This window comes from Micromonospora sp. NPDC049523, assembly GCF_040676775.1.
Classification (GTDB): Bacteria; Actinomycetota; Actinomycetes; order Mycobacteriales; family Micromonosporaceae; genus Micromonospora_G.
The window spans coordinates 82445-106017 of the sequence record NZ_JBFAPP010000019.1 but is presented as its reverse complement, the minus strand read 5'-3'; the positions used below and the strand labels follow the sequence as shown (position 1 = coordinate 106017).

Genomic DNA, 23573 nt, shown 5'->3' with positions numbered 1-23573 from the left:
CCGCGAGGTCCGGATCGGCGTCGACGGCGAGAGGGCACATGGGTGGGTCACGGGTGTTCTACCTCCGTCGGGTAGCCGGCGATCGTCAGGGCGGTGGCGAGTTGCTGGGGGTCGCAGGTGGTGGGGTCGGCGTCGACGACACAGCGCCCGGTGCGGGCCGAGGTGTGGGCGTGATGCACCCCCGGCAGACCCTGGAGGGTGTCGTTGACGCTGACCTCGTCCAGGACACCGTTCAGTCCGGCCACGATCAGGTGATAGGTGACGGCTTCGTGCATGGTCGACCGCCTTCGGTCATGAGCGTTCACACGGGTACGGCACAGCGGGCCTCCCGCGCCGGGACGGCGTCGTGGGAGGCACGCCAGGCCGACGTGTCAGGGTTTCGGGTGGGTTGCCGCAGGGGCCCGCTCAACCTGATGCGGGCAGACCCCTGGGTGGGGTTACGTATGCCCGGGGTCGCGGGTGGCGCCTAGGCGCGGCAAGGGACGTCCGCCATCCCGGGAAGGGTGGCGACGAGCCGTGGAGCCGGCTGCTACGTTCGCAGGACGCCCAGCTGGGACAGCGCCCGCCGAGACGGGCGCGGTCGTGCTCCGGGCCGTGGCCCTGGCCGCGGGTCGTCCGCGGCGTAGCCCCTGGTTTCGCGATTGACGAGAAGAAACGCGAGGACCAGCAGGAGCAGGCATGCCCCGACGGTCCTCGCGGTCCCGCCGCCGTGGTCCGAGCCGACGTCAACAGCCACGGCGAGGTCCGGACCGGGCGACTCCCGCTGGGCGACGTCGACGCTTTCGGGGATGTGGGTGACGGCGGTGATCGCGGTGCCGGTGGCTGCCGCGGCGGGACTGACCAGACCGGCCGCGCACTGCACACCGTGCAGCCACGCGAGTGCCAGGGCGGCGACCATGATGATCAGGGCGCGTGCCTCGTGGGGCGCGCGCGGCTGGTCAACGGGCGCCGGCATGCGGCCACGGTACAACATTTTCATCGCGCCACCTCCCGCGCGAACCGGGCGGTACGTCGACGGTCGCGCCTTTCGCGGGGGTCGACGTACGGAGTGGGTTGTGTGCCCGGGCCGAGGACGGTGCGATGACCGCTGCGATCGCGCGGGCGGCGAGGACGGCCACGACTCGGCGCAGCGGACGCATTTCTTCGTCAACTCCTGTTACCCGCGGGGACGGGTGGGCCAACGGGTAGTCGTTGCGAACCACGGGGAAGTTCCCGGCGGTTTACCAGGAGTCCTGGCAGTCTTGCGCCGCGGTGCGCGGCTCGACCTGAAGGGTGGCGTGGTCGATTCCGAACCCCTCATGCAGTTGCTCGCGCGCGTCGGCGAGCACGGTGGCCGAATCGGCTCCCTCGGCGAGGGTGAGATGCGCCGACACCACGTCCATGCCCGAGGTCAGGGTCCACACGTGCAGGTCGTGGACGTCCGTGACGCCCGGCACCTGCCGCAGCCGGGCCTCGACCTCGCCGACGTCGAGGTGCTCCGGGGCCGCCTGCACCAGTACCCGTACCGCGGACCGGCCCAGTTGCCAGGTGCGCGGGAGGATGAACAGCCCCACCGCGACCGCTACGACGAGGTCGGCGTACAGCCACCCGGTGGTGGCGATGATGAGGGCCGCGGCGATCACCCCGAGTGAACCGAGCAGGTCGCCGACGACCTCGAGGTACGCGCCCCGCAGGTTCAGGCTCTCCTTCGCCCCAGCGCGGAGGAGGAGGAACGCAACGATGTTGGCCGTCAGGCCACCGACGGCCACGATCAACATCGGGCCGGCCGGTACCTCCGGCGGTGTACCGAACCGGCGTACGGCCTCGATGAGCACGTAGATCGCGACGCCGAACAGCAGCAGAGCGTTGCCCAGCGCGGCGAGGACCTCGAGGCGGTACAACCCGAAGGTCCGTTGTCCCTCGCGGGACGCCCGGCTCGCCGCGGCGATTGCCGCCAACGCCATGCCGATGCCCAGCACGTCGGTGAACATGTGCCCGGCGTCGGACAGCAGCGCCAGTGATCCGGTCCAGAAGGCTGCCGCGCCTTCGACCAGCATGAACACGGCCAGAACGGCGAACGCCGCCCAGAGGCGTTTGCGGTGCCGCTCGCCTGCCCGCAGCACCTGACCGCCGTGATCGTGACCCGCACCCATGCCCGCACCCTTCAGCCGTCCGCCGCTCCGGACATATGCTCACGTTGCAATATGTGCAAGCCGGGAATGACTGTCATCTGCATGGGACAGCAGGAACGAACCGGGGCGCAGGTCGGCCCTTCGGGGAACCAACACGCCGACTCCGCACGACGTCGCGGGCACGCCCGCCCAGGCGGAGGCGTAGGCCCCGCCCGGGTCGCCCACCCAAGCGCCGGAGCACGTGGTCACCACGACGGCGCCGGGTTCCGAGAGCAACGACCTTCACCACCAGAAGGCTTCAGGTGTACCGATACCGGGCAGGCTATCTCCTATCTTGCGTCGGAGTGGGCCCTTCCCTAATGTGGTGCATCGACCGGTTGTGGGGCGTCGGCCTCCCCCCTCATCAGCCCTCGGAGAGGCACCCCGACGGTCAATCAACTAAGGAGTCGTACTGGTGGCAAACGTGCCCACCCAGTCCCGCTCGCCGGATCGGCCGCCCGCACCTCGCGTCCGGCCGCTACGAACGCACCGTCGTCTGCTGCTGATCGCCACGGCGGTCTGTGTCGGCCTGGCGCCCGGCACCGTCGCGCACGCGGCCCCCACGCCGCAGGAGATCGAAACGCAGATGGACAAGCAGTGGGAACAGCTTGAGCCGACCATCGAGGAGTACAACAAGGTCCACAGCCAGTTGCTCGTCAACCGGAAGAAATCCGACGAGCTGAAGAAAAAGATCCAGCCGCTCGCCCTTCAGGTCGACATGGCCCTCGGCCGGGTCGGCGAACTCGCCTCCCGCTACTACCGCAGCGGCCCGTCGTCCACCCTGAACGCGCTGCTGACCAGCGGTGACCCGATGCTGCTCGCTGATCAGCTGACGCTGCTCGACCGGCTGGCCCGGGAGGAGCAGCAGCAGATCACGGAAGTGGTCGCCGCCCGGGACAGGTTCAACGCCGAGAAGTCGAAGCTCGACGGGCTGATTGCGCAGCAGACGAAGCAGGACACCGAACTGGCCTCCAAGCGCAAGCAGATCGACGGGGAGATCAAGCGGCTGGAGCAGTTGCGGCAGGCAGCCTACGGCTCGAGCACCGCCGGTGGCGCGCTGCGCAAGGGGCCCTGCCCCGCGACCTACATCGGCGGTCCTGCGGGTACCGCGGTGAAGACCGCCTGCGCCCAGATCGGCAAGCCGTACGTGTGGGCCAGCAACGGGCCGAACTCGTTCGACTGCTCCGGGCTCACCCAGTTCGCCTGGGGCAAGGCCGGCGTCTCCCTGACCCATCACACCGGTAAGCAGTGGACCGAGGGCAAGGTCATCAGCCGCGCCCAGGCCCGCCCCGGCGACCTGGTGTTCTTCTACAGCGACCTACACCACATGGGCATGTACGTCGGCAACGGCCTGATGGTGCACGCCCCCCGCACAGGCGATTTCGTCAAGATGAGCAGCATCGACGTCATGCCCGTCGTCGGATTCCGACGCCCCGGCTGACCCCTTCCTCCTCGTCACGATCCCGCACCCGAGATGGGCGCCCGATCGACCGACGATGAGGTGACCGCACCGGACCAGCCCGCGCGGATCCAAACTGCCCGATCCGCGCGGGCCGTCCCAGATCGCCCGGAGCGAGACCGGTGCTCCTGGTGGTCGCCCGCCCCGAGCGGCTCCGCGACATCCGTGGTTCGTTCGGCTCCGAAACAACGAACTGGCGTTACCGTGCGATGCTCGCCCGGCCCACCGGATCGCACACACGCCGCACCATCGATCATCTCCCCGCCGTGTACCACCGGATCAGACGCGGTGGTGCGCGGCGTTGGCGGTCCAACAGAGTCGACCGGGTCGAGCTGGCACGACCATCACCCGGCATGTCGTCCCGACGGACGTCGTCCGCGCTCCGCTCCACGAGCCACGGATGTGGCGGGCCGGATGGCATTTTCGGCAAGCGCACGGTGAGGATGATCTTCCCCAACACCGGGAAGATCACTCCAGGGCGGAGCCAACCACCCCGCGAGGACTGCCCACGAGCCAAGCACAGCAATCGACTGAAGTTCCAATTAGCATCGCGCCCAGCTATGGAACGGCACCCTGAGCGCGTCCGGCTCGGTGGTCAGCGCGACGAGCAGCGGAGTCTTCACCGGTCCTGGAGCGATCACGTTGAGCCTGATCCCAGCGCCGGCCCATGCCGGAGTCACCGCCGCCCGCCGCGCCCAGTCGGTCACCGCAAGCTTCGACGCCGCATAAGCGAAGTTGGGGGCGGCCCGCCCGAATATCCGCACCCTCCGCACCGCTTGTTCGATCTTGCCCGTACGAATGGCTCGGAACACCGGCCGGGGCACGTGAGGCATGATGGTGGGCGAGTTGCTGCCGAATACCACGACTCTGGATTCACCGCCCGCAGCGAGTGCCGGCCGCAGGGCGGTCAGCAGCTCGACCGTGCCTAGGTAGTTCGTCTGCATGATCCTCAGTGCACGGTCGGGACCGGGTAGGGGCCCGATGCCGGCGGCGAAGACAGCGCCCTGGAGTACACCACCCGACCGCTCGAGTATTGCGGCGGCCGCTGCCGAACGGCCTTCCGGTGTCGCAAGGTCGGCGTTGATTTGAGCGTCGTGCAGATCCACGTCAATCACCGAATGTCCGGCGACGTTCAGCCGCTCGGTCACTGCGGATCCCATCCCCGATGCCGAGCCCGTCACTGCGTAGGTGCCCATGTGAATCCTTGTCCTCGAGGATTTATCGATCACTGCGGGGAGGGGTGCACCCTCCGCGACGATGACGTTGTTGACGATGGTTGTGATGACGGTTCAGGCAACCGCTTCGGCTCCCCGGTTGCCTTTCCCGCGTTGCGTGAATCGGGCGATCATGGTCGACGTCCAGGGGATCGCGGGGTGAAATTGAGGCAGAGTCCCGCTGTCCGAACGCAGGTCAGGCGGAGGCGGAGCGAGCGAACAGACCGCCCGAGCCAGCCCAACCGGGCCGAGGCCGCCTGCCGGACCATCGGGCGGTCCGCGACCAGCACCTCCCAGGCGTGCATGCCGCCGGGCCAGGCGTGCGGTTCGCAAGCACCGCCGTCGGCGCAGCCACTCAGCGCGGCCTCGTCGAGAAACCGGCGGGAGCGCCCACGTCGGCAAGGGACAATCTGTACGGCGGCGATCCCCCGAGAATCAACACCATCTGGACAGGGAGATCACGCTGACCGGGAGCACCTGGCCGGACAGGCTTGCCGGGTCACGGGCGCGGGTCCTCAGGGGAATCGCCAGGCCCGATGAAGTGGCCGGGCGCCGGTGGCGTCCAGCCGACCTCCGGGTGGGTGTGATGTGGTCTTGGCTGTGGCTCGCGTTCGACTTCCCGAGCCGGTGCTGTCGGCGACTCGGGAAGTCGAACGCGAACCGCGTTGTCAGCTGCCGAGCTGTCGCTGCACTGCCTGGGCGTCGATCAGATAGTTCATCTCGTAGAAGCGCCCGTCGCGGACCTTGTGGAAGGAGTACTCGGCAAACTCCAAGGTGGCGCCGGTGGGGGCTACGCCGAGCCACTCCTTCGTGTGCGTGCCCTTGTTGAACAGACGGGCTGCCACGCGGTCACCGTCGATGGCGATGTCCTGGACCCGCCAGGTGAAGTCGGGCACCGCATCGCCGTGCGCCTTCAGCTCCGCGATGATGTCGTCCCTCGTGACCGCCTTGCCGTTCTCGATGAGCTTGTCGTGAACGAAATCGGTCATGCGGTCGAAGTCATGGGCGTTGAGTGCGTCGATGTAGCGCTCGAAGACCTCGCGCACCTCAGACTCAGACATGTTGGTCTCCCTCTCCTGGTTGGTGTGTACTGGGAAGGTGATGACGTGCGACGCCCTTCCGCGATCTCGCCGTGGTGGCCGTCGCTGAAGGACACAACCTCGGTCCCACAACTTCTATTCTGATCGGTACAGAAGTCGACCGAGGCACGGTCGCGAAGCCGATGAGGTTGTTTGCCGAGGTACCGGTCGGTACCGGCCTGCGGGCGGCATCGCCGGACCTCAGCCCACCATGCCGGTCACAGCTGGGCGATCGCCACCGCCGTCGCCTGGGCGATCAGGGCTTCGTCGCAGCTGGCGTCCTTCTCACTGCGAGCCGGTATGGAGACGCTGGCCGCCGACGACGCGCGGATGTGGGTCGGCGGCGGCCGTCGCCACGGTGGAGTAGCTGCATCAGCAGGCCACGAAGCGAACATGGCCGCCCTCGACCGCTGAGCCGCTCCTCACCCCGATCGGTTGAGACGAATCACTTCCCCTGCGCGGCCGGGCAGGCGACGTCGCGGTGCGGGCGCTGCCCGGTGGTCAGGAAGGTCGTCACCGTGTCGTTCGCGCACGTGTTCCGGGCGAAGAGCCCGTAGGCGCCGTGCCCGCCCTGGTCGGCCGTGACCATCCGCGCCCGGTCACCGAACGCCTCCCGAAGCTCCCGGGCGCCGGCCAGCGGGGTTCCCGGGTCGCGGAGGTTCTGGACCATGAGAACGTTCGACGGCCCCCGGTCACCGATCCGAACCGGGCGCTCGATCGGCGCTGGCCAGAAGGCACACGGCCCGATGTTGGCCGCGGCCGCACCGATCAACGGGTACTTCATCCGGTAGAGCGCGACGTCACGCTGGTAACCCCGGACCGACCGAGGCCAGCTTGAGTCACCGCAGAGCACGTGGAGACGGCTGGACAACGAGTTATCCGGGTTGCCGGGCGGCGGCGCGGATGGCACCGGCCGGCCGGTGTCGAGCGCCTGCCAGATCGTCGCCAGCGTGGTGAAGCCCACGTCGGTGTAGAGCAGGTCGAACGTGGTCCCGCGGAACAGCGAGCCGTCGATGCCCTGCACCGGCGTCCTCTCGAGCCGCATGGCGAGTTCGAAGTACTTCGCACGCACCTGCTCCGGAGTGACGCCCAGCCCGTACTGCGGGTTGGCCGCGGCGAACTTCGCGAAGTCCGGGAACCGTTGCTCCATACCGAGGGCCAGCCGCTGGAAGGCTGTGTGGTCGTAACCGCCCGGGCCCAGGTTGCTGTCGAGCACGATCCGATCGCTGCGTGTCGGGAACAACGTCGTGTAGACGGCGCCGAGGTAGGTGCCGTACGAGGCGCCGAGGTAGGAGATCGCCGGCTCGCCCAGCGCCTCCCGGATCCGGTCCATGTCCCGGGCGGTGTTCGCGGTGGTGATGTACGGCAGCATCCCGGCCGTCTCCGACGTCGTGCACTGCCGGGCGATCGTCCTCGCGATCCGGGCGTCCGTCAGCACGTCGGCCGGGTTGCCCGGGTACGGCAGGTTGAGCCGCGCGATCTGCTCCGGCGTGTAGTCACAGGTCACCGGCGCGCTGTGGTCCACACCGCGGGGATCGAACCCGATCACGTCGTACCGGTCGCGGATGCTCTGGGGCAGCGGCTCGGGGAACACGGGGTTCGCGAGGAGGCCCGGGTAACTCAGGCCCCCGCCGCCTGGGCCGCCGGGATTGGTCAGCAGCACACCGCGGCGCTGCAACGGATCCTTGCTCGGCAGGCGGGAGACGGCGATGTCGATCTGCCGCCCCTCCGGCCTCCGGTAGTCCAGCGGGACCCGGACCGTCGTGCACTCCAGGTCAGGCGAGGCGACGTCCGCCGGACACGCCTGCCACCGCAACGCGCTTGACGTTCCCGCCTCCGACACCCCGCGGACCGAGCCCAATGTAACCGCGGAGACGGCGATGACGAGAACGCCGGACAATATTTTCCGCATTTTCCCTCCGTTCCGATCGCGTCAGTGGAAACCATGTCGCCGGGACACGGTCAAGTACCGTCGCCCGCCAGTTATCAGCCCGGCGGCCGGAGCACCACGGTGTCGGTTCGCCCAACAGGTATGGGTGACCGTCTCGGCGACTGGTCGGGGTCATGGGGAGCCATCGTTGTGGATCTGAGCCCGTGTGGACGACTAACGTTCGAAAACGTGAACATCAGACTGTCTCGGCGACTACTCGCCGTTGATCTCAGCAGCTTCGCGGCCAGCAGGTCGAAGTAGCCGGCCAGCACGAAATTGTGACCGTGGTCGCGCCACAGCGGGTGCCGCTTCTTTCGACAAGGGAAGGGCCGCCACGGCGCCCGGCGCCAGGACGACGACGTGCCACCAGGTGCGCGCGTCGGTGTGGAGCAGGACCACCGCGGCGAGCACCACCGGCGGCAGTGACGTGGCGAGGTTGAGCCGGCGCAGCCTTCCCTGTGTCGACTCGGTGGAGTGGGGCCATCTCGCGGTCACCACACCAGTATTCGGCGGCCAGGGGCCACGACCAGTGACACCACGTCACATGCGGTGGTGACATGGTGCCACTGACGGGTCGGCCGCGCCCGCGCTGTCATGGGTACATGTCCACCACACCAGTCATCGAAGTCGAGCGGCTGAACCTCACCTACGGCGATTTCCACGCCGTGAAGGACCTCTCCTTCGAGGTACGGCCCGGAGAGCTCTACGCACTGCTGGGTACCAACGGAGCCGGGAAGACCTCGACCCTGGAGGTTGTCGAGGGACATCGGAGGCCGACCTCGGGCACGGTACGCGTCTTCGGGCACAGCCCCGCCGACCGACGAGCGGTACGTCCCCGGATGAGTGTCATGCTCCAGGAGAGCGGGTTCTCCCCGGACCTCACCGTCCGTGAGTCCGTCGGTCTGGTCGGCCGGCTCACCCGGCGCACCGACGACGTCGACCGGGTGCTCGACCTGGTCGCCCTCACCGACCGGGCCGGCCGCAAGGTGGCGCAGCTGTCCGGCGGGGAGAAGCGGCGGCTGGACTTCGCCACCGCCGTCTACGGCACCCCGGAGCTGCTCTTTCTGGACGAGCCGACCACCGGCCTCGACATTCAGTCCCGCGACGCCGTCTGGGCGACTGTGGACCGGCTGCGGGAGAACGGCGCGACCATCGTGCTCACCACGCACTACCTGGAGGAGGCGCAACAGCGCGCGGACCGGATCGGGCTGATGCACGAGGGCGCCTTCCACCGGGAGGGCACCGTCTCCGAGCTGACCCGCACCCTGCCGGCCGTCATCCGCTTCTCCCTCCCGGCACCGGCGCCGATGCTGCCGGTGCGGGCCGCCGTCGACGCGGACGGGAAGGTCACGGTCGAGACCTTCGAGCTGCAGAAGGACCTGCACCTCCTGCTCGGCTGGGCGCAGGACCACGCCGTGGAGCTGCGGGACCTGGCGGCGGGGCCGACCCGGCTCGACGACGTCTTCCGCGCCATCAACAGTTGATTCGTTCTTTCGAGAGGAGCGTCACCGTGTTGTCCATCGCGTCTAGCGAACTGATCCAATTCTTCCGCAACCGGCTGGTGCTGATCACCAGCCTCATCATCCCGGTCGTGGTCTGTGTGTTCTTCGTCCGCCAGCACGAGACCTACGCCGCCATCGGGAGCCTCGGCTACATCGCCGCGATCGTCGTGTTCACCGTGGCCGCGTTCGGGCTCTACGCCACGGCCGTCACCACCCTGGCCTCCCGGCGACAGAATCTCTTCCTCAAGCGGCTGCGCTCCACCGCCGAAGGCGACGCCGGCATCCTCGCCGGCCTGCTGCTGCCCGTACTCGTCCTCGCCGTGGTGCAGGTGAGCGCGATCCTGACCGCCCTGGCCGTGGTCGCCGGTGGACCGGCCAACGTCGCCCTGCTGGTCGTGGCGGTCCTCGCGACCCTGGCCATGATGATCGGCCTGGCCCTGGCCACGGCCGGGCTGACGAACTCCCCCGAACACGCCCAGGTCACCACCCTGCCCGTTACCCTCGGTGTGATCGCCATGGCGAGCTGGGTGGGCATCTCCGGCACCGAGAATCTCGCCTGGCTCAAGCGGCTGCTGCCCGGCGGCGCGGCCACCGAACTGACCATGAACGCCTGGAACGGCGGCGTCGCCGTGGCCGACTCCCTGCTCCTGCTCGCGCCCACGCTCGGCTGGGTCGTCATCGCCGTTGCCCTCGCCACCCGACTCTTCCGCTGGGAGCCCCGCCGATGACCACCGAACCCCGGTCAGACGTCCCGACCCTCGTGGAAGATCTCCTCCTGCTTCTGTTCCAACCCAGGTCCGGGACCATCGCGGGTGAGAACATCCTCTTCTACGTCCTCGGTGGAGCGGTCCTCGCGGACCTCGCCCTCGGCGATCACCTGACCACGGCGGATCGGGGGCGGGTCAGGAGCGTGGCGGGTCACCCACCGTCGGATGGCCTCCTTCGCCCGGCGTGGGACTACCTCGCCGAGAAACCGAGGGGGGTGCAGACGGCACTGGCGGCGATCGGTCCCGCCCTGCGCAAGCCGGTGTTGGAGCGGCTCATCACGCGAGGCGACATCGACCAGCAGCCCCGTAAGGTGCTCGGCCTGTTCCGGACGACGGCCCTGCGGGACGGCAGGACCGAACGACGGGCCCGCCTGCTCGCCGACGTTCGGCAGGTCCTCGTGGACGGTGCGGAGCCGCAAGCCCGCGTCGCCGCGCTCGCGGCGCTGCTCTCGGCTAGCGGGACGCTCCCGCAGTTCGACCGCGAGATCCCGTGGACGTCAGCGGTGATCGCGCGGGCCAAGGAACTCGAGCGCGGCGATTGGGGTGCCGACGCCGCGGCGACGGCCGTGACCCGCACCGTGACGGCCACGGTCGTGAACAGCGCCATCGTGGCCATCACCGTGCTTCCTCGAAGCTAGGGCGTGGGTGAGCCCTCGTCGAGCGGTTCCGGGCGGACCTTCCACTGGCGGTCGCCGACCAGGACACCTACTACGCCGGCGGCGACGATGGCTACCTCACCTATCCGGCGTACGCCCACCCACGTCTCATCGCGACGACATCCGTGTGACGCAGACCCGTTAGGGCCAGGCTTCCAGGCGTTGACACGGGCGCTCAGGCCCACGTGGGTAGACACGAGAGCAGTCTCCGCGGTCCTCTGCTGAAATATCATCCCCGGGTGAGGCGTTGCCGGGATATGCGGAGTTCCGAAATGACTCTGAATATGGGTGTTACTAGATGGCGCGCAGGGTCAGGCCCCGAGAATTTGACATAGACCAGGCGCTGGACGCTGCCATCAACCTCTTCTGGAGCCAGGGCTACGAGGGAACGACGCTCGACGACCTGACTACGGCGATGAGCATCAGCCGCCCGAGCCTGTACGCCGCCTTCGGTGACAAGGAAGCGACGTTCAAGCGTGCCGTGGAGCGGTACTCACAGGTCGACCTGTGCTACGTCGAGACGGCGCTGGCCCAGCCCACGGCTCTCGCCGTGGCGACGGAGTATCTCCGCGGCCACATCCGCGCCAGCACCAATCCGGACCGGCCGCCCGGTTGCCTGACCGTCCAGGGCGGTGTTTCCGGCTCGCAGGCAGACCAACGCGTCGTGCAGTTCCTCAATACCCACCGGGCTGCCGTCGAGGTACGGCTGGCCGCCCGCTTCAAGCAGGCGATCGCGGACGGCGACCTCTCGTCCGACGAGGATTCGGCGGACTTGGCAAGGTACCTGCTCACGGTTACCAGCGGCCAGGCCATCCAGGCGGGGGCCGGCGCAACTCGCGACCAGCTGTCGCGCGTGGCCGAGCGTGCCCTGGCTGCCTTCCGGCAGGCAGCCTGAGCAACGTTGACCCTGCAGCCCTGACGGTGCCCGGGCCAGGTGGTGGCGGCCCCGTCAATTTCCGGTGTCCCTCGATGACCTCCAGCATTGGGTCTTGCCAGCCCGTTGGTCCAGCCCCGTTGGTGCCGAGCAGCGCGTGCAGCTCCCGCCGCCGCGCCTCGAAAGAGAGATTCCTCGCCGCGTGAAAGCCGCCGTACGTGAGGTTCAGACGCCGACTTCGATGACTGGTCTATTGGACACGCATCTCATCCATGCAGCGGGACTCGCGGTCGCCCGTCAGTGCAACCACGTCACAGGTACATGTGACATGGCGTCACTGGTCGCAGCCGGGGACAGACGGATACTGGGATGGTGACCGCAAGATCGCCGCGCTACACCGAGTCGACGCAGGGACGGCTGCGCCGGCTCAATCTCGCGGTCTCACTGCCGCCGCTCGTGCTCGCCGCCGCAGTCCTCCTGGTCATCGACACGCATGCCTGGTGGCACGTCATCATCCTGGCTCCGGGGCTCGCGGCGGGCCTGGTGGCCTTCGAGCGGTGGACGGCCAACGACCTCGCCCGGGCCGTGCTGCCCGGCCTGATCGTGACGGGAGCCGTATGGCCGCTGGGAGTGCTGCTGACCGGCAGCCCGAACGCGTACTGGGGTTTCTGCGCCGTGGGTTCCCTCGCCATGCGCGAGGTGCGGCGGCATCGGGGCCTGGCGGTGGCCGGGCTGTTCTCCTACGTCGCCGTCGTCGGCGCGGCGCGCCTGCTGGTGGAGCGGGACGACGTACGCGAGGTCCTGGCCACCTACGTCCTCATCCCGACCGCCCTGACCGTCCTGGTGACGGTCATGACGATAGTGGGCGAGCGGTTCTACGACCTCATCCGGGAACTCGAACAGACCCGGGAGCGCGAAGCGGAGCTGGCCGTCGTCCGGGAACGCGTCCGGTTCGCCAGTGACCTGCACGACATCCAGGGCCACACCCTGCACGTCGTCAAGCTGAAGATCGCGCTGGCGCAGAAACTGCTGCTCCGCGATGCCGGACGGGCGGAGAAGGAACTACGCGAGACGTACGCCCTGGTCAGCGACACCATCGCGCAGACCAAGGAACTCGCCTACGCCCAACGGCGGCTCAACCTCTCGGCGGAGATCGAAAACGCGAAAAACCTGTTCGAGGCCGCCGGCATCCGGGTGCGGCTGACACGTGAGGCCGAGGTCGACACCCGGGCCGGCGAACTGCTCGGCCAGGTACTACGCGAGACGACCACCAACATCCTCCGCCACTCGCAGGCCACCCAGGTCCAGATCACGCTCTCCGAGGCGGGTATCACGATCGTCAACGACGGGGTGGCGGGCAACTCACCTCCAGAGCTCAGGGGGCTGTCGGCCCTGCGACAACGAGTGTCCGGTGACGGAGGTGAGCTGACCGTGGAACAGCACGAGGGGCGGTTCCGGACGGCCGCGACGTTCCCGTCCGCCGGTGCCGGCGCCACCGCGGCTGGGCTGGGGCACGACCGATGACGAGCATCGTCCTCGCTGACGACGAGGTGCTGCTCCGCACGGCCCTGGCCGCACTACTGCCGCTGGAGGGCGACATCACCGTCCTCGCCGAGGCGCAAGACGGACAAACGGCCGTCGAAGCCACCCTGCGGCACCGACCCGACGTGCTGGTCATCGACCTGGAGATGCCGGGCGTGGACGGCCTCGGCGCGGTCGCGCAGATCCGCCGCGCGCGCCCGGAACAGGTCGTCCTCATGCTGACCCGGCACGCGCGACCGGGCGTGCTGCGAAAGGCCTTGAAACTCGGTGTCCAGGGTTTCGTCAGCAAGTCCGCCGAGCCGGCCCACATCACCTCGGTCATCGCCACCCTGCACTCCGGCAGGCGCTGGATCGACCCGGAAGTCTCCGCGCTGGCCGTCATCGACGACTGCCCCCTGACCGACCGCGAACTCGACGTCCTGCGGGAGACCGGCTCTGGCTACTCGGTCGCCGACATCGCCGGCCGGCTACACCTTGCGCAGGGCACGGTGCGCAACTACCTCTCCAACGCCATGCAGAAGACCCAGACCCACACCCGTCACGAGGCGGCGCGCTACGCCCGCGAACACGACTGGCTGTAAGCAACGGTCCGCACGGCACCCCGTCAGCTGGCGCTGCTGAGCGAGGGCCCGAGATACAGCCTGCATGACTCTGACAGCCTGGGATGGCCTCACCCGGACGGCTTGATCCGGCTCCACCACTTGGCGCGAGCAAACGGTGTGACGGTTTGATTTGGCCCCAGCGGGCGATCCGTGGGATTCAGTATATGTCGCTCACCGTGACTGTCATTTCTGGCGCAAGAACTGTGGAGGAAGGAACGCCAGCGCCGCAGACGCTCGCCGACGTCCCCCACCGACTGGGCGGTATGGATGGAGTAGGTAGTTACCAAAGGGTTCCCGAGTCTCGGAAAAGTGCCTTCTTCCCTGCATGCTGACGAGCTCTTATGGTCATCCAGTAACCGAAGGAAGAGGTATTTATCATGGCGGTCACCCTGGTCAACCCGAACGGCCTGCCCCAGGTCGACGTCTACCGGCAGGTGTCGGTGGCGACAGGTTCGAAGCTGATCCATGTCGCCGGACAGGTCGCATGGGATGCGGACGGGAAGACGATCGGCGAGGGCGATCTCAGCGCCCAGGTCGAGCAGAGCTATCTCAACGTCGCCACCGCGTTGGCCGGCGTCGGTGCGTCCTTCGCCGACGTGGTGAAGCTGACCGTGTACGTCGTCGACTGGACCCCGGACCGGATGCCAGAACTCCTGGACGGAATCGCCCGGGCATCCGCCAAACTGGGTATCACCCCGGCGGCGCCGGCCTCCCTGTTCGGCATCGTGGCGCTGCACCTTCCCGAGCACCTGGTGGAGGTCGAGGCGACGGCCATCCTCGACTAACGAGAACGACTACACGTCACCGAATCCGCGGCGTGAGGCCTCGATGTGGCTCAGGTAGCGCTGGGTCCAGCCGCACATACCGCCGACGATGCCGCGCAAGCCCTCACCAGCCTCCGTGAGGGTGTATTCGACGCGGGGTGGGATGGTGGGATGCACGGTCCGTTCAACCAGGCCGTTTCGCTCCAGCATCCGCAGGTTCTGGGTGAGCATCTTGTGACTGATACCGCCGACCTCCCGGCGCAGCTCGGTGAAGCGCATGGTGCGCTGTCCGAGAAACTCGATGATCAGAAACGCCCACTTGTTAGCCACGTCCGAGAAAATCTCCCGCGCGAGTGAGTCGGCCCGCGCCAGGTCGGCATCCGGCGACAACTCACTGATCTCCTGTCTAGTCCCCATCCAGCCACTCTCTATCAGTTCCTGATTATCCGCAAAAGAGCGTGACCGCGGCTGGCTGTCGAGTGGAACTGGTCAGGATGGCCGCGATGTCCGACCGAGTTGTCGGCAGGCGCGTCTGTGGGCATTACAGCTAGGCCAAGTCTCTCCTTCCCGCGCTCGTCGCGATCGCCGTACTGCCGGATTTTAGATGGAGCAGGTGGGCATGGTGGCCGGCAGCTTGAGGTCGATGAGGTAGTCCGCGGCGATGGTGTCGACACACTCGTTCTTTCCGGACGAGACGATGGTGTGTCCCTCCCCCTCGACGGTCAGCAGGGCGCTGCCCAGGGTGTCGGCGAGGCTGATGGCACCCGTGTGCGGAGTGGTGGCGTCCCCGGTAATCGAAATGACCAGAGTGTCCGGCAGGCCCTTGACGTTCTGCGCGTACGGGATGCCGAGCGTCGGTACGGCCGGCCAGAACTCGCATCCGTCGCGTGCGCCCGCCGCGGGATCTCCGCCGGGGTTCATGAAGGGCGCCACCTCGTAGGTCTTCACGCGCAGCCGGGTGGCGTCCTGCGGGGTGAGCCGTTGCTCGTCCATGCAGTTGATCGCGAACATCGCCTCGATGGCGTTGCCGTTGATCACGGAGTCGGGCTCACCACCTTCGAAGTCGAAGGTCAGCTTCAGCAGCGTGTCGCCACGCCCCTGCCGCACCTCCGTCAGACCACTCACGATCGCGGGCCACTTGTCCGGGCTGTACAGGCCCGCCATCACCCCGCCGAGCGCCTCGTCGAAGTCAAGCTCCTGGTCCAGCGCGGGCACAGGCCGCTCCCGAAGTGGCTGGACGATCGTCTGGAACGTCGACGTCCACGCCTTCGGATCGGTCCCCAACGGGCAGTCAGCCTTCTGCGCGCACGCGGCGGCCATCGCCTCGAAGGCGCGCTGGAAACCCCCGTACGCCGAGAGCCGGCGCTCGATCGTCCCCAGCTTCGGATCGATGGCGCCGTCGAGGACCATCGCCCGCACCCGCTGCGGGAACTGCTCCGCGTACACCGCTCCCAGCCGGGTGCCGTAGCTCTGACCGAGGAACGTCAACTTCTCCTCACCGAGCGCCGCCCGCAGCACGTCCATGTCACGAGCGGTCGTACGCGAACCCATCTGCGTCAGCGCCTCCACACCCCCGGACCCCTTGGCGCAACGGTCGAGCACCGCCCGGGTGTCCTCCTCTGTCAGCGAGGCGGTCATGGTCATCAGCGGGAACACCTGGTCGCCCCGGCTCGTGCCTCCCTCGGTGTAGCAATCGGCCGCAGGTTTCGTAGCGCCGACACCTCGCGGGTCGAAACCGACCACGTCGAACCGTTCGGTGATGCGGCTCTTCGTCAGCTGAGCCGCGACGCCCAGACCACCCAGCATGCCGGAGCCGCCCGGACCTCCGGGGTTGAACAGCAGCGAGCCCTGCGACTCTCCCCGGGCGGCGAAGCGCAGGACCGCGACAGTGGTGGCGGTGCCCTGAGGGTTGTCGTAGTCCAGCGGCACACTCAGCCACGCGCACTCGGCCGGAGCCTTCCCGAGGATCTCCGCCTCACGCGGGCTGGTGGCGAAGTCGGTACAGCCCTTCCACTCCAGCTTCTGGGTGTAGTACCGCTCCAGCGCGCCGCTGGCCGTGCTTTCGTCCGGAGCTGGATTCTCCTCCTCGCCGGGTGTGCACGCCACGATCGAAACCACACAGGCCAGCAGGGCGATACTCGCGAAACCGAATCGCCGTAGAGGCGGGCGGCCCCTGCCGCGGTGAGACGTAATGCTCGTCCTTCTGCTCACGTTACGGACTCCTTTGTACGCTTCTGCTAAGTCGAGACTGTCTGCACCGCACCTGGTGTTCATGACCGGCATCAGCGTGTGCGTCGCAGCCGGTCGAGGGAGCCGGCCCGCCGCTGCGCCCCACCGCTTGGGCCGGTACGCCATCAGGGACGCGGCGAGCCCGACGACGACGGTCAAGGCGACTTTCGACGTCGTTTCATGCCTGCCCTCCCGGCCAACTGCTCACGGTTGTTCCTCTGCGCCCGGTGCGATGCCTCCATCCCACCAGCCGCCGCAGCCACTCGGCAGTGACGCCATGTCACGCCGATACCTGACGTGCCGTCACTGTTCACGGCACCGGACCGTGCGAAGAATCAGGTGGTGGGCTTCCCTCTGAGGTGTGGACACCCTGAGACTGGATGTTGATCCGAAAGGGGTGTCCCCGTTGGGGCGTCCACAGGAGAAGGAGATCCCTGGAACGCAGCCGCCCATTTCGCGAAGGAGATCGATCGGCGACCAGCCGCTTCCGGTTCATCTCCCTCCATCGCGCCGCCCTCGGCGTCAAGCGACTGTGTCGGGTCCTGGTGGTGTCCCGGTCTGGGTTCCACCGCTGGGCCGCGAACAAGCCGGCCCGTCAGGCTCGCGCCGTCGCCGACGAGGTCCACGGCCGCCCCGGATACCGATGCCGCCACGGACACACCAGCACCCGCGCCCGCACCGACACTCGCCAAGGCCGAAGATCCTCTACCTCCGGGAAGACCACCTGATCGACCGCATCGACACAACCCGGTACTTCACCGCCAGCACCCCACAGGGCGCAGCCCCGACCCGATAGACAGAGGTCGCCACCTGCCTGAAGACCAACAACATGATGATCGTCTGCGACCAGGACACCTGGACCATCGAAACCGACGAAGAAACCCTGACGTTCATCACTCCGGCGAGCATCCTGGCCACAACGAAAATCCCCGCTCAACGGAGCGGGGATCGCGCAAAGAGCACGAAGAACCAACGCGCTTCGTGTGAAAATAACGTGTCCGAGGCCCGAGTTGAACCCCAACTACATAATCCGAATTGCCGCCGACCTGCAATTGAAGTGACTGTTACCCATTACTTCCGAAGCGTTGCCGGCTGGAGCTACCTCGGCAGCGAATGCAATCTCGTACGTCGTCGGGCCGGGATGGACTGGACTGAGGGTGCCGGGTCCGTACTCGACGCTCACCGCGTTGGCCGGTCCGTTCTCCCCACGCCCGCGGGGGTGCTCATAGCCAAGCCCGTCCGAACCCCGGACGTCTCCGAAATCCTGGCACGCCTCAGCGCCAACCACTCGCGTCCAGCGCACAACGACGCTCACGGATGACAAAGGTGGTCGTCGACTCCAGTAAGTGGGGGTTTCCGGGGAAAGGCTCAAGACTCCGTAGGCAAAGATCAAGGCCCCGACCAGCATTTTCGCTGTTCGGGGCTTTTTGCCTGTCGGGACAGCCGGATTCGAACCGACGACCCCTTGTTACCAGCCGTAGTCGCACCGAACTTGTCGTTGTTCGCTAGAGCTGAACGTTGACCTGCACAGATACGGCCAGACGTTCGTCTTCCATCGTCACTGATAGTCAGGGTCAAACCGGGGTTTTCGGGAGGTAACCGGGGGCCACCGTCGGGACCCGCCCACGCCCCACCGCATCCGCCATCACCGCGGTCGGATCCTCCGCCCGGCCGACCCCTCCCACGCCTGGCAGCGCAACAGATCATGAATCACCTGGTCGGTGCCGTCGTCACGCCACAGGGCGAAGTAGTACGTCGCGGACCTCGGCGGCAGACCGTGCGGCAGGTACGCCCACTGACAACCAGTCCGGGTCTAGCCGCACCGCCTCGACACCATGGGCGCACGTGACGACGGTCCTGTTATCGCTCACATTCGGTGGCCGAGGGCGACGGCCAATCCTCACCATCGCCCAGCGCGGTGCCAGCCTGGTCCGTACCCCGACGAGCGGCTGGCTGGACCTGCGGGCAGTGTTCCTGCGGGTGCCGCTGCCGCCGCCGGTTCTTCGACACCCGAACGCCCACCCCGCTTCTCAGGGCCCCACGGACCACGCCCGGCGGGGTACTTTGCAGCCATGCAGACATCATCGTCGATGCCCCGGTCACCGGGGCGAAACGACCAGCGGTCGGCCGCCTCATGACGGACCGTCATCCGCTGCTCCGGAAGGCCGGACAGGTCGCCGTCGTCGGGATCCTCGCGGTCGGGTCGTCCGCCGTGCTCGGTTCCGCACCGGCGTACGCGTCCGACCCGGATCCGTCCGCCAACGCCGTCATCGTCTGGGACCGCAACGCCGAGACCGCGATCTGGGAAGTCGCCGGCCAGCAACCGCAGGTCCAGGCACGCAGCTTCGCCATGGTGCACGGGGCCGTCTACGACGCGGTGAACGCGATCGCCGGCACGCCGTACCAGCCGTACCTGGTCGCACCGGCGGCCCGGGGAACCGAGTCGACGGACGCGGCCGTCGCCACCGCCGCGTTCACCGTGCTGGACGCGCTGTTCCCCGACCAGCACCAGCGACTGCGGACGCAGTACGACGAGTCGCTGGCCACGATCCCGGACAGCGTCGCAAAACGGCGCGGGATCACCGTCGGCAGCCGAACGGCGGCCGCGATGATCGCCGCGCGCAGGAACGACGGGGCGTTCGGCGACCAGACCTGGGTGATCGGCAGTCAACCCGGTCAGTGGCGGCCCACGCCCCCGACCTTCACCTACGACGGAGCCTGGGTCGGCAACCTCAAGCCGTTCGTCATCCCGCGTGCGTCGATGTTCCGAACCGCCGGCCCGCCCGCCCTTACCAGCAACCGGTACGCCCGGGACCTCAACGAGGTCAAGGAGATCGGCGCGGCGAACAGCACGATACGGACACTCGACCAGACCCAGGCGGCGATTTGGTGGCACGACCGGCACCTGGCCGAATGGGAGATCAAGCGGCAGCTCGCGACGACGCAGCGGCTGAACCTCGTCCAGACCGCCCGGATGTTCGCGGTGGTGGACCTGGCAGAAGCCGACGCCACGACCGCCTGCTACAACGAGAAGGCCGCATGGAGCTTCTGGCGGCCGATCACCGCGGTCCAGCTCGCCGACACCGACGGCAACCCGGCCACCGTGGCCGACCCCGGGTGGTCGCCGCTGCTGGTCACTCCCCCGCACCCCGACTTCACTTCCGGGCACACCTGCTTCACCGCGGCCAGCATGTCGGCGTTGGCGTACCTCTTCGGTCGGGACGACATCGCGTTCAGCGGATACAGCGCCGCCTCGGGCACCACCCGGTACTTCCGTGGCTTCTCACACGCCCTCTCCGAGGTCGTCGAAGCGCGCATCTGGGGTGGCATCCACACCCGGACCGCCGACGTGGAGGGCGCGAAGATCGGCAAGCAGGTCACCGCGTACCTGGTCCGGAACCACTTCCGGCCACAGCGGTAACGATCCCGGCTACCGGAGTTCCTCCTGTCGAGCCGCGGTACCTGGTTGGCTACGGTCTCGCCCGACTGCGGCCATCATGGAATGACTGCGTGGCGCGCCCGGTGCTGTTGCGTTGCCGGATCGATGAACGCGTTGTACCTGGATGGGGCCGAGGTTCAGATCGCCTGGGCGAGCTCAGCGAACGCCGTCGACACCCGCATTGCCGGCGGGGTGTGGACGGCGAGTTCGTAGTGGCCGCGTCGGAGGTTCTGCATGAAGGCGTGTCCGGCGATGATCAGCCGCGTTGTTCTGTCGGTTCGTAGGCCGCGCATCGGTCTCAACCGGCGTTTGAGCTGGCTATGATCGGCCTCGATGGGGTTGTTCGCGTATCGCTCGACGTGGTGCCGTGCCTGCGGAATCAGCTCATCGAGGACTCTGGGGTAGACCGGCGCGGCGTCGGTGACGACTTCGCTCGGTGTCACCTTCAGCGTTGACAGCGCCCGACGGAAGAACCGCCTAGCCGCCTCGGCGTCCCTGCGGGCGGAGACGAGCACGTCGATGACCTGCCCGTATTGGTCGACCGCCCGGTACACGTACCGCCACACACCGTTGACCTTCACGTACGTCTCGTCCACGAACCAACGGTCACCAGGCGAGTGGCGGCAGAATCGGGCGGCGTCGGCGAGCAGCGGTGTGAACCGCTGCACCCACCGGAACACGGTGACGTGGTCGACCTCAACACCGCGCTCAACGAGAAGCTCCTCCACGTCCCGGTAGGAGAGGTTGTAACGCAGGTACCAGCGGATCGCGACGACGATCACCTCGGCCGGGAAACGAAACCCAGCGAACGCCGACTTCGGCGGCGACCAGGAACGACGACGCGATAGCTTCACCGGTGAAGCCTGCCTCGCCCCCTGGCCGCAGGCAACGCAACAGCCCCGAGAGAGGAACCGGTCTTCGTGAGGATCAGCAAGAAGCTCCTGTCCGCTGTGGTGATTCCGATTACCGCACTGGCCATGGCCACAGGGACGGCGCAGGCAGCCACAGCCAAGACGCCGGACGTCTCAGCGGTTACGCTCGACGCATCTCGCTTCCCAGAGTCGAAGACGATCACGGCCCTGGAACCCTACGTAAAAGCTACGGTGGACGGCTGGCAGCTCAACGCCCCCGACTCAGTTCGCAGGTCAGTTCCGCAGAGCGAGCTAACGGCTATCGAGAAGCACATCGCAGCGACGAACGCCAGCATCGCGGCTGGTGCAGTGGCTATGACGCCGGCTGGCACCGTGGGCCCAGTAGTTCGTAGTGCCGATGGTGGAATGCAGGTCATGGCCCGATGGAGTGGCTCCCACGGCTATATTGAGACTGCATGGTACGGCTTCAAGGTCTGGTTCGACGCTTACTACACGGACAAGCTCCAGCAAGGCTTGGCATCCGCTGGAGGCATTGCGGCAATTATTACCGCAGTGGGTGCCACAGGGGGCGCAGCCGCGATCATCGGCGTTGTTGCCCTCGCGATGATTCCGATGGTTGGGGTATGCAAGGAGCCCGGGGGTGACGTATTCCTATACATCATCACCTTGACCCCCACTCCAGGCGTTGTTTGCAACCCGCTCTGATGATAAGATCCATCTATGGATCATGAAAGAAAGCGTCTCGTCAGTCGGATTGTGATTGGAAGCCTGGGCGTCATGGTGTTACTGGCGTCCGGTCTCTCTCTGTTCGGCAACAAGGACTTCGGCGAGCTCGACTTTTTGTTGGTCATTCTTCTTGCCATAGCTTTGGCTACATCCATGAAAGCCGGGTGGCTTTCGAGTCCACCCGCCAGTGAGCAGCAGGGCAGCGAAGAGTAGTTCCGGAAGTGCAACGAAAGCGGCAGCTCGATCACTGATGAGCTGCCGCTTTCGTGTGGTTCGAGAAAAGCCTTCCGGACCGGATTCGAAGTATGTCTCATTAATCCTCAATGCCTATTCTGGGGTTGCCTCGCGTCGGGCACGCGTCGCAGTCAAAGAGCGCATCTCGCGAAGGCCCTTGACTCCAACCCTGAGCGCCTGATCGGCGGGGAGTGAGGGCAACTCGTCGGCCAGCACCCACACGAACGCCACGCCCTGTGCCGTGCCAATTCTCCGTGTAGGGCCTGCGAGCTGGCGTTCTCCGGCCGCGGTCAGGCTGCTCGGCTGTACTCGTTGATCAGGCCATGAAGGACCCGGCGTTTGCGCACCGGTCGGTCGAGCGGGATCACGACCCCCGGGTCGTGGCGGGGTGGGTGCTGGTCGAGGCTCTGATGCGGACGGTGCTCGTTGAAGTGCCGGGCATAGCCGTCGAGGATGGTGCGGGCGTGTCGTTCGCTATAGATCAAGATGTGGTCGGTGCATTCGCGGCGGACGCTACCGATGAACCGCTCGGCATAGCAGTTCGCCCGTGGTGTCCGCGGCGGGATTCGGACGACCTCGATGCCCTCGGCTGTGAATACCGCGTCAAAGGCGGCGGTGAACTTGGCGTCGCGATCTCGGACCAGGAACCGGAACGAGCTCGCCCGCTGGCCGAGGTCGACGATCAAGTTGCGGGCCTGCTGCGTCGTCCAGTCGGCGGTCGGGTTGGCGGTGACGCCGAGGATGTGCACCCGCCGGGTGACCACTTCCATCATGACCAGCACGTAGATCCGCCGTAGCGCGATGGTATCGAGGGGGAAGAAGCCGGTGGCGAGTAGCCCGTGCGCTTGGGTGCGGAGGAAGCGGCGCCATCTGGTGTCCGCACCGCGCGGCGCCGGTCCTGTCCGGGTGCGGGCCAGGACCCGGCGGATCGTGCCGGCACCGACCCGATACCCAAGGCCGACCAGCTCGCCTTGGATACGGCGGTGTCCCCAGGTCGGGTTCTCCCGCGCCAGCCGGAGGACCAGGCCGCGGATCTCGGTCGTGATCGGCGGCCGGCCTGGGCGGATCGGGTACGTCCACCGGCGTTGGACCAGCCGGCGGTGCCACGCCAGCAGCGTGGCCGGGGTGACGAGGCGATGCTGCCTCAGCCAGCCGGGTAGCAGCCGCGTCAGCGCGGACAGCACCGCCCGGTCCGGCCAGGACGGTCGCGGCCGACCGACCTGACGGCGCAGGACCGCGACTTCATGCCGCAGGACCAGCAGCTCTGCGGTCTTGGCGGCGTCGCTGCGCGACAACCACGCAAGCCAGCCGAACACCTGAACCATGATCAGATACAGCAGCCGGAACACCATCACCCGAGCATGCGTCCGACCGGCGAAACCCCAGCTCACAAACCGTGCGACGAGTTATGGCACGGCACAGGGCGTACGTGATGAATTGTGAGATGGAACAGCGAAAGAGCCTTGATTCACATCAGTGAATCAAGGCCCTGACCTGCTGAAACTCTGTCGGGACGGCCGGATTCGAACCGACG

At 67.4% G+C, this 23573-nt stretch carries 21 protein-coding genes and 1 pseudogene; 11 read left to right on the top strand and 11 right to left on the bottom strand.

Annotated features, from left to right (window positions below; all coding sequences use genetic code 11):
• Window positions 1–47: 47 nt before the first annotated feature.
• The 3 genes from AB0J90_RS26360 to AB0J90_RS26350 form a co-directional block, all read right to left on the bottom strand.
• Window positions 48–275 (bottom strand): heavy metal transporter, encoded by a 228-nt coding sequence (locus tag AB0J90_RS26360; protein ID WP_363600186.1) that lies wholly within the window; start codon window positions 273–275, stop codon window positions 48–50.
• Window positions 276–529: 254 nt separating this feature from the next.
• Window positions 530–955: a hypothetical protein gene (locus tag AB0J90_RS26355; RefSeq protein WP_363600184.1), complete on the bottom strand. Its 426-nt coding sequence runs from the start codon at window positions 953–955 to the stop codon at window positions 530–532.
• Window positions 956–1220: 265 nt separating this feature from the next.
• On the bottom strand, window positions 1221–2132 hold the full coding sequence (locus tag AB0J90_RS26350) for a cation diffusion facilitator family transporter (RefSeq protein WP_363600182.1): 912 nt from the start codon (window positions 2130–2132) through the stop codon (window positions 1221–1223).
• 433 nt (window positions 2133–2565) lie between these two features.
• Here AB0J90_RS26350 and AB0J90_RS26345 point away from each other — a divergent pair, with 433 nt between their 5' ends.
• Window positions 2566–3591, top strand: coding sequence for an NlpC/P60 family protein (locus tag AB0J90_RS26345; RefSeq protein ID WP_363600180.1), 1026 nt, complete (start codon window positions 2566–2568; stop codon window positions 3589–3591).
• A 560-nt stretch (window positions 3592–4151) separates the two neighbouring features.
• On the opposite strand, the gene AB0J90_RS26340 is transcribed toward AB0J90_RS26345, so the two are convergent.
• The 3 genes from AB0J90_RS26340 to AB0J90_RS26330 form a co-directional block, all read right to left on the bottom strand.
• Entirely contained in the window at window positions 4152–4805 is a 654-nt protein-coding gene (locus AB0J90_RS26340; RefSeq protein WP_363600178.1) for an SDR family NAD(P)-dependent oxidoreductase, read from the bottom strand.
• Window positions 4806–5491: 686 nt separating this feature from the next.
• Complete coding sequence (locus AB0J90_RS26335; protein ID WP_363600176.1) at window positions 5492–5884, bottom strand: ester cyclase; 393 nt, start codon at window positions 5882–5884, stop codon at window positions 5492–5494.
• Between the two features lie 463 nt (window positions 5885–6347).
• Window positions 6348–7814 (bottom strand): alpha/beta hydrolase, encoded by a 1467-nt coding sequence (locus AB0J90_RS26330; RefSeq protein ID WP_363600174.1) that lies wholly within the window; start codon window positions 7812–7814, stop codon window positions 6348–6350.
• Window positions 7815–8434: 620 nt separating this feature from the next.
• Between AB0J90_RS26330 and AB0J90_RS26325 the strand changes: the two genes are divergently transcribed.
• The 7 genes from AB0J90_RS26325 to AB0J90_RS26295 all read left to right on the top strand — a co-directional run bounded on the left by AB0J90_RS26325 (window position 8435) and on the right by AB0J90_RS26295 (window position 14560).
• Entirely contained in the window at window positions 8435–9316 is an 882-nt protein-coding gene (locus AB0J90_RS26325; RefSeq protein WP_363600172.1) for an ABC transporter ATP-binding protein, read from the top strand.
• Between the two features lie 26 nt (window positions 9317–9342).
• Entirely contained in the window at window positions 9343–10062 is a 720-nt protein-coding gene (locus tag AB0J90_RS26320; protein ID WP_363600170.1) for an ABC transporter permease, read from the top strand.
• A complete protein-coding gene (locus tag AB0J90_RS26315) occupies window positions 10059–10739 on the top strand; it encodes a GPP34 family phosphoprotein (RefSeq protein ID WP_363600168.1) in 681 nt (226 codons plus the stop codon). The genes AB0J90_RS26320 and AB0J90_RS26315 overlap by 4 nt, the downstream gene beginning before the upstream one ends.
• A 316-nt stretch (window positions 10740–11055) precedes the next feature.
• Window positions 11056–11652, top strand: coding sequence for a TetR/AcrR family transcriptional regulator (locus tag AB0J90_RS26310; RefSeq protein WP_363600166.1), 597 nt, complete (start codon window positions 11056–11058; stop codon window positions 11650–11652).
• Between the two features lie 348 nt (window positions 11653–12000).
• Window positions 12001–13155, top strand: a complete 1155-nt coding sequence (locus tag AB0J90_RS26305) for a histidine kinase (protein ID WP_363600164.1) — start codon at window positions 12001–12003, stop codon at window positions 13153–13155.
• On the top strand, window positions 13152–13754 hold the full coding sequence (locus AB0J90_RS26300) for a response regulator transcription factor (protein WP_363600162.1): 603 nt from the start codon (window positions 13152–13154) through the stop codon (window positions 13752–13754). The genes AB0J90_RS26305 and AB0J90_RS26300 overlap by 4 nt, the downstream gene beginning before the upstream one ends.
• A gap of 398 nt (window positions 13755–14152) precedes the next feature.
• The gene (locus tag AB0J90_RS26295; protein WP_363600160.1) at window positions 14153–14560 is read left to right on the top strand and encodes a RidA family protein; all 408 of its coding nucleotides are present in this window, start codon (window positions 14153–14155) and stop codon (window positions 14558–14560) included.
• Window positions 14561–14569: 9 nt separating this feature from the next.
• On the opposite strand, the gene AB0J90_RS26290 is transcribed toward AB0J90_RS26295, so the two are convergent.
• The 3 genes and pseudogenes from AB0J90_RS26290 to AB0J90_RS26280 form a co-directional block, all read right to left on the bottom strand.
• Complete coding sequence (locus tag AB0J90_RS26290) at window positions 14570–14956, bottom strand: helix-turn-helix domain-containing protein (protein ID WP_363600158.1); 387 nt, start codon at window positions 14954–14956, stop codon at window positions 14570–14572.
• 183 nt (window positions 14957–15139) lie between these two features.
• Window positions 15140–16645: an alpha/beta hydrolase gene (locus AB0J90_RS26285; protein ID WP_363600156.1), complete on the bottom strand. Its 1506-nt coding sequence runs from the start codon at window positions 16643–16645 to the stop codon at window positions 15140–15142.
• Window positions 16646–18414: 1769 nt separating this feature from the next.
• Window positions 18415–18578, bottom strand: a pseudogene (locus tag AB0J90_RS26280) (transposase); the annotation flags it as partial.
• A gap of 324 nt (window positions 18579–18902) precedes the next feature.
• Here AB0J90_RS26280 and AB0J90_RS26275 point away from each other — a divergent pair.
• Window positions 18903–20189 carry a vanadium-dependent haloperoxidase gene (locus AB0J90_RS26275; protein ID WP_363600154.1) on the top strand — a complete coding sequence of 429 codons (1287 nt, stop codon included), beginning with the start codon at window positions 18903–18905 and terminating at the stop codon, window positions 20187–20189.
• A gap of 155 nt (window positions 20190–20344) precedes the next feature.
• Here the strand turns inward: AB0J90_RS26275 and AB0J90_RS26270 are convergent, their stop codons facing one another.
• The gene (locus tag AB0J90_RS26270; RefSeq protein WP_363600152.1) at window positions 20345–21061 is read right to left on the bottom strand and encodes an IS6 family transposase; all 717 of its coding nucleotides are present in this window, start codon (window positions 21059–21061) and stop codon (window positions 20345–20347) included.
• Between the two features lie 66 nt (window positions 21062–21127).
• Between AB0J90_RS26270 and AB0J90_RS26265 the strand changes: the two genes are divergently transcribed.
• Both AB0J90_RS26265 and AB0J90_RS26260 read left to right on the top strand, forming a co-directional pair.
• Window positions 21128–21784 (top strand): hypothetical protein, encoded by a 657-nt coding sequence (locus tag AB0J90_RS26265; protein ID WP_363600150.1) that lies wholly within the window; start codon window positions 21128–21130, stop codon window positions 21782–21784.
• 15 nt (window positions 21785–21799) lie between these two features.
• Window positions 21800–22018: a hypothetical protein gene (locus AB0J90_RS26260; RefSeq protein ID WP_363600148.1), complete on the top strand. Its 219-nt coding sequence runs from the start codon at window positions 21800–21802 to the stop codon at window positions 22016–22018.
• A gap of 311 nt (window positions 22019–22329) precedes the next feature.
• Here the strand turns inward: AB0J90_RS26260 and AB0J90_RS26255 are convergent, their stop codons facing one another.
• Window positions 22330–23391 carry an integrase core domain-containing protein gene (locus AB0J90_RS26255; RefSeq protein WP_363600146.1) on the bottom strand — a complete coding sequence of 354 codons (1062 nt, stop codon included), beginning with the start codon at window positions 23389–23391 and terminating at the stop codon, window positions 22330–22332.
• Window positions 23392–23573 lie beyond the last annotated feature (182 nt).

What these genes read in the sequence shown, in the direction of transcription:
- AB0J90_RS26355 (WP_363600184.1), bottom strand. Translation starts at nt 955, where the DNA reads ATGCCGGCGCCCGTTGACCAGCCGCGCGCGCCCCACGAGGCACGCGCC.
- AB0J90_RS26290 (WP_363600158.1), bottom strand. Translation starts at nt 14,956, where the DNA reads ATGGGGACTAGACAGGAGATCAGTGAGTTGTCGCCGGATGCCGACCTG.
- AB0J90_RS26350 (WP_363600182.1), bottom strand. Translation starts at nt 2,132, where the DNA reads ATGGGTGCGGGTCACGATCACGGCGGTCAGGTGCTGCGGGCAGGCGAG.
- AB0J90_RS26325 (WP_363600172.1), top strand. Translation starts at nt 8,435, where the DNA reads ATGTCCACCACACCAGTCATCGAAGTCGAGCGGCTGAACCTCACCTAC.
- AB0J90_RS26340 (WP_363600178.1), bottom strand. Translation starts at nt 4,805, where the DNA reads ATGGGCACCTACGCAGTGACGGGCTCGGCATCGGGGATGGGATCCGCA.
- AB0J90_RS26300 (WP_363600162.1), top strand. Translation starts at nt 13,152, where the DNA reads ATGACGAGCATCGTCCTCGCTGACGACGAGGTGCTGCTCCGCACGGCC.
- AB0J90_RS26330 (WP_363600174.1), bottom strand. Translation starts at nt 7,814, where the DNA reads ATGCGGAAAATATTGTCCGGCGTTCTCGTCATCGCCGTCTCCGCGGTT.
- AB0J90_RS26310 (WP_363600166.1), top strand. Translation starts at nt 11,056, where the DNA reads ATGGCGCGCAGGGTCAGGCCCCGAGAATTTGACATAGACCAGGCGCTG.
- AB0J90_RS26315 (WP_363600168.1), top strand. Translation starts at nt 10,059, where the DNA reads ATGACCACCGAACCCCGGTCAGACGTCCCGACCCTCGTGGAAGATCTC.
- AB0J90_RS26275 (WP_363600154.1), top strand. Translation starts at nt 18,903, where the DNA reads ATGACGGACCGTCATCCGCTGCTCCGGAAGGCCGGACAGGTCGCCGTC.
- AB0J90_RS26305 (WP_363600164.1), top strand. Translation starts at nt 12,001, where the DNA reads ATGGTGACCGCAAGATCGCCGCGCTACACCGAGTCGACGCAGGGACGG.
- AB0J90_RS26260 (WP_363600148.1), top strand. Translation starts at nt 21,800, where the DNA reads ATGGATCATGAAAGAAAGCGTCTCGTCAGTCGGATTGTGATTGGAAGC.
- AB0J90_RS26335 (WP_363600176.1), bottom strand. Translation starts at nt 5,884, where the DNA reads ATGTCTGAGTCTGAGGTGCGCGAGGTCTTCGAGCGCTACATCGACGCA.
- AB0J90_RS26255 (WP_363600146.1), bottom strand. Translation starts at nt 23,391, where the DNA reads ATGGTGTTCCGGCTGCTGTATCTGATCATGGTTCAGGTGTTCGGCTGG.
- AB0J90_RS26360 (WP_363600186.1), bottom strand. Translation starts at nt 275, where the DNA reads ATGCACGAAGCCGTCACCTATCACCTGATCGTGGCCGGACTGAACGGT.
- AB0J90_RS26295 (WP_363600160.1), top strand. Translation starts at nt 14,153, where the DNA reads ATGGCGGTCACCCTGGTCAACCCGAACGGCCTGCCCCAGGTCGACGTC.